Below are 429 nucleotides of genomic sequence, written 5' to 3' on the forward strand. Positions count from 1 at the left end.
CCTTGGTGATATCGTCGTCGGTGACGAAAAAATCGCCGACGCGCAACCGATGACCGACCGCACACTCTACGTCATCGGCAAGGGTGCCGGCACCACCACGGTCAATCTGTTCTCACCTGAAAAGCGCTCGCTCGGCGTCATCCAGATCGAGGTCGGCGTCGACGTCAGCGACATGGCGCAAGCCATCCGCCAGGTGGCCCCAAGGTCGCGCATCGAGATCGGCTCCGTCAACGGCAGGGTCAGGCTCGCCGGCCGTGTCAAGGACGGCGCCACGCTGGCGGCGATCCTGGAGGTGGCCAAGCAATATGGTCCCGACGACATCATCAATTCCGTCACGGTCGAAGACAGCCAGCAGGTCAATCTCGAAGTGCGCATTCTTGAAGCCAAGCGCAACGCTGGCCGAGATCTCGGCGTATCGATCAGGAGCAC

Annotated in this window: 1 protein-coding gene; it reads left to right on the top strand. The window is 62.0% G+C overall.

All coding sequences use genetic code 11. The features are described from left to right. Window positions 1-429: pilus assembly protein N-terminal domain-containing protein (locus ACWTU8_RS32830; protein WP_455851376.1), on the top strand; the 429-nt coding region annotated here is incomplete at both ends.

This window comes from Mesorhizobium sp. BHbdii (genome assembly GCF_053848045.1).